The sequence below is a fragment of the Mongoliimonas terrestris genome, assembly GCF_001927285.1.
Taxonomy (GTDB): Bacteria; Pseudomonadota; Alphaproteobacteria; order Rhizobiales; family Pleomorphomonadaceae; genus Chthonobacter; species Chthonobacter terrestris.
Genome location: NZ_MSIG01000040.1, coordinates 1 through 3,930, shown reverse-complemented (window position 1 = coordinate 3,930; position 3,930 = coordinate 1). Strand labels below are relative to the sequence as shown.

Here is a 3,930-nt window from a genome sequence, read left to right as displayed (position 1 = left end):
TTCGGTCTTCGATCCCGTGCAGATCTTCGGCCTTATGTAGGAAGCGCACCAAGTAGGCGGGCCGTCATCAAGCCCGCTCTGTGGATATGCGCGAACGAATACGGCTCTGACACCACCCGTACGTCAGAGCCTCTTGTAGGTTGCCATCGGTTCTGATATTCACGTCGTATCGAGAGGCGGAATCAGATGGTAGCGGACTTGCACGACATCACAGGGAAGGTCGAGGGCTTGCTCGCCGAGGCTTACGAGCGCGGGCGCGCTGTCGGCCGCGCTGAGGCAGAGGCTGAACTGAAGGAACGTTTGGCTTCGCTCTTCGGCGGCAACATGGTCCCGGCAGCTCCGACAGTCGCTCAGGCTATCGCATCGTCCGAACACAACACCACGGCGGATGGTCGGCTTGCGCCGGGGACTGTCAAGCCACGTGTGCACGCCGTCATCATGGAGCACCCGGAAGGGATGCGCATAGAAGACATTGCACTGTTGACCGGGTTCAAGACGAACAGCGTTCGCGGCACGCTCTACGCCCTCAAGGAGGAGGGGTATGCGGAGAAGCGCGGGCTGTACTGGTTCCCAGTATCGGAGCTCGATCCAGTCTCGGCGGAAACGCCTGACCATGATTTGAGTGAGTTTTTGTGAGATAAGCCCTCAGGCGAAGGCACCGGGCAGGAGCCGCCTGAGGGCTTGAACACCGTGCGGGGCCGTAAGGCCGGCCCAGGAGGTGGTACATGAGAAGACAGTAAGTCTACCCCACGCCTAAGCCGGTCCGAGCAGTACTCGGGCCGGCACACAGGGGACGGTTGGCCGGTGCCAGGGAAGGAGTTGGAGCCTCTCCCCCTGGGGTTCGACGCCCCCCGTCTCCACCCATTTGTCTAAATTGTTGGCGTCCTTTTGTCAAGGATTCCGGCCATTTGGCGTCTGTCATGGTTTCTTGTTATGAATGAATCGCTTAGGCCAAATCCAACCGGATCTCCTTTACGCCGATAGCGTGAAGGCACTGGAGCATGAAGACCGCCGTGAATTTTCCACGAGCGAGCTTGTTCCTGACGTTTGGCTCTGTCTCATCAACGCCAACCTCCGCCAGCTTCTCGACAAGCTGCCCGTAGGTCACACCACGCCGCTTCAATTCGGCTTTCAGAAGCCCCTTTGCAGCGGCTTCCCAATCGACCGCATCAACCATATGCATCCCCTGGGTTACGGATGCCATCATATGCGATGCGTTTGCCCTCGACAACGATGTATCAATGTCATCATATACGATGCATAAGCACCGTAGGTGATGGCAATGGCTCAGCACTTCCTTCTTTCTGCCAAGGTGCGCACGCTCTCCCTGAAGGGCATCTACAAGGCTGGCGAAGATGCCGCCTATCAGACCTTCTGTGCGATCCGTTGGCATGAGACTGAGGGCCAGGCCGTCTGCCCGCGTTGCGGTTGCACTGACAGCTACGCCATCCCCACCCGCCGTCGGTTCAAGTGCGTTGCGTGCTCCCATCAGTACAGCGTCACAAGCGGCACCATCTTCGCGTCTCGCAAGATGGCGTTCGTTGACCTTCTCGCCGCGATCTGCATCAGCGTCAACGCCGCCAAAGGCGTCTCGATGCTCCAACTGTCACGCGACCTCGATTGTCAGTACAAGACCGCGTTCGTTCTCGCTCAGAAGATCCGCGAGGCGCTTGCATCTGAGGTCCCAGGCGCCACGGTTGACGGTGAAGTCGAGGTTGATGGCGCGTACTTTGGCGGGCACATCCGCCCGGAGAACCGTAAGGAAGACCGCAAGGACCGCCGTTTGGCGCGTCATCCGACTGGCAAGCGCCGCGTTGTCATCGCTGTTCGTCAGCGCGGCGGGCGCACCCCGACGTTTGTGCGCAAGAGCGAGGCCGAAGGGATCGAAGTCGTTCGTGCGACGACGGCCCCGACCGCCACTGTCTACGCTGACGAAGCGTCCCATTGGGACGAACTGGCGCTCATGTTCGAGCGTACCGGCCGCATCAATCACTCCGTCGCCTACTCGGAAGGCGACGGGCTACACACCAACAACGTGGAGTCCTACTTCTCCCGCCTGCGCCGCATGGTGGAGGGCCAGCACCACCATGTCAGCCCGCGCTACCTTCATCAGTACGCGGCCGAGGCGGCATGGAAGGAAGACCACCGGCGGGAGAGCAACGGGGAATTGGCAGACCGCGTTCTCGGCCTTGCCATGGCCCACCCGGTCAGCCGGGTTTGGGCTGGTTACTGGCGGAAGGGGGAGTGACAATAGATGCGGCTATTGCTCCGCCCTGAAAATTACTTACGTCCAGACTTTCCATCGCACAATTTTGTAAAGCAAGAGTTATTTCAGGGCTTAGATCGCAAATATGCTTGATACTTCCGGTGAACTTTTTTTGAAGCACAGAGTTTTGCTTAAGATCGTAAAATTCGTTCAAACAAACCCACGTTGATCGTTTTAGGTAGCAGCTGCCCCGCGGCAGGAAAAAATTATGAAATCTATCTGTTGGCTGGCATCCGAAATCTAAGCCGCGCCCGTGTTGCTTAGTTGTAGTTTTGCAAACTACATAGACCGCGTCTCGGGACCCCAAGACAACAAACAGCTTTTCGCCTGTTTCACTATCGGCGAATAAAAAGGTTGTATCGAAAAAGACGGCGCCAGGATTCATTGTAGAGTATGCAAAGTCTCGCGTCGTTCATTCGCTATGCGGCGGACTAACTCGTGCTCATCGGGGCGTACAGCAAGATCGTATGGGATAATAGCCTGCTTTTGATTTTGCTGAACGTAAACCTTATGCCAAGGCTTGTTCTCCAAGTGAGTTGCCTCGATCATATTGTCTGCGTCAGCGTCCCTATACTCTGTCGCAAGATCATTGAGCAGGCGCATTTCTCTCTTTGTAAAGTGAGAGTCAGAAAACTGACGAGCCGGAGTGATCACAAGCATTTTCTGCTCGCCTTGACGAATCGGGCGCTCCTCAAACCGCAACGCAGCCGCCATGTCTGGCTCAGGGCTGTCTATCTCTTCATAGAGTGAGACAGGAACAGGCCCCATTTTCCAGGCGTTATAGTCCAAGCCCGTCACACTACGGCCTGATGACTTGTAATGCTCAAAATCAAGAAAATAGAGGAGTTTGAAAAGCTTTACCTTCCCGCACTTTTTGGTGTTGGTCACAAAAAAAATGATGGAGTTTATTAGCTTTTCGCGTTCGTAAGTTATGAGCATCATTGGCGCCTATGTCGGACGAAGCGCGATCTCTGAACCTGACTCGCCCATCCGACCGCATAGAATCATTGTCTGTAAGCCGTGTCCATTTAGATATCTGAAACGAGCGCGCCCACCAGTTCGTTCGGCAAAAAATCGGTTCACGTTGTCGCGGCTCTGCTCCATTTAGCCGAAGTTCGTGACCATAGGGTGTTGCCTTTGTGGTCCGCTCCGCTTTTGACGTAACCCTCGTCGCGCAAGCTCCTCAGCGCCTTACTCACCCGCCTAGTGAGATCGCTTACATACCGCCGGTCGCGCGCGTCCTCGCCACGAAGCGCCACAAGGTTCTGCGCTATCTCCCGGCTGGACAATGGCCCGTCTGCCGACCGTATCTCGCGCATGATGCCCTTAGTCAGTTCGCCCCGGCCGAAGATCACTTCGCGCTTCTGGCGGGGCATGGCGGCGTCTAGGTCGCCCTTGTAGCCGAGCGCGCCGAGAACGCGGTCTAGAGCGCCTATGTCGTTCCTGATCTCTGCCAGCCTGTCGCGGATGCGCTCGGCCTCGTTGAACAGGTCGGCCCGCTTGGTCAGCAAGCCGGATATGGTGTGCTCGAACGTCTCCGTTCGCATCGGGCGGATTGCGTCTGTCATACGCTACATATAGCATGGCATGCGTTGATAGACGCCACCGTTTGCGGTGTATTTGCTGCATAAGGCCGCAGATCTTCGAAGAGATCGGCCAGCAGG

Annotated in this window: 5 protein-coding genes; 2 read left to right on the top strand and 3 right to left on the bottom strand. The window is 56.8% G+C overall.

Translation table 11 applies throughout. The annotated features are described in order from the left end of the window. The first annotated feature begins 198 nt into the window (after positions 1-198). Positions 199-636 (top strand): helix-turn-helix domain-containing protein, encoded by a 438-nt coding sequence (locus tag BUQ68_RS22475; protein ID WP_175577888.1) that lies wholly within the window; start codon positions 199-201, stop codon positions 634-636. Positions 637-946: 310 nt separating this feature from the next. On the opposite strand, the gene BUQ68_RS22470 is transcribed toward BUQ68_RS22475, so the two are convergent. Beyond that, the gene (locus tag BUQ68_RS22470; protein ID WP_075218270.1) at positions 947-1,177 is read right to left on the bottom strand and encodes a DUF6471 domain-containing protein; all 231 of its coding nucleotides are present in this window, start codon (positions 1,175-1,177) and stop codon (positions 947-949) included. A 105-nt stretch (positions 1,178-1,282) separates the two neighbouring features. Here BUQ68_RS22470 and BUQ68_RS22465 point away from each other — a divergent pair, with 105 nt between their 5' ends. Then, positions 1,283-2,248: an IS1595 family transposase gene (locus BUQ68_RS22465; protein WP_075218269.1), complete on the top strand. Its 966-nt coding sequence runs from the start codon at positions 1,283-1,285 to the stop codon at positions 2,246-2,248. 399 nt (positions 2,249-2,647) lie between these two features. On the opposite strand, the gene BUQ68_RS22455 is transcribed toward BUQ68_RS22465, so the two are convergent. Both BUQ68_RS22455 and BUQ68_RS22450 read right to left on the bottom strand, forming a co-directional pair. After that, positions 2,648-3,208 (bottom strand): Panacea domain-containing protein, encoded by a 561-nt coding sequence (locus tag BUQ68_RS22455; protein WP_245293353.1) that lies wholly within the window; start codon positions 3,206-3,208, stop codon positions 2,648-2,650. Positions 3,209-3,345: 137 nt separating this feature from the next. Continuing rightward, positions 3,346-3,813: a hypothetical protein gene (locus tag BUQ68_RS22450; RefSeq protein WP_245293352.1), complete on the bottom strand. Its 468-nt coding sequence runs from the start codon at positions 3,811-3,813 to the stop codon at positions 3,346-3,348. Positions 3,814-3,930 lie beyond the last annotated feature (117 nt).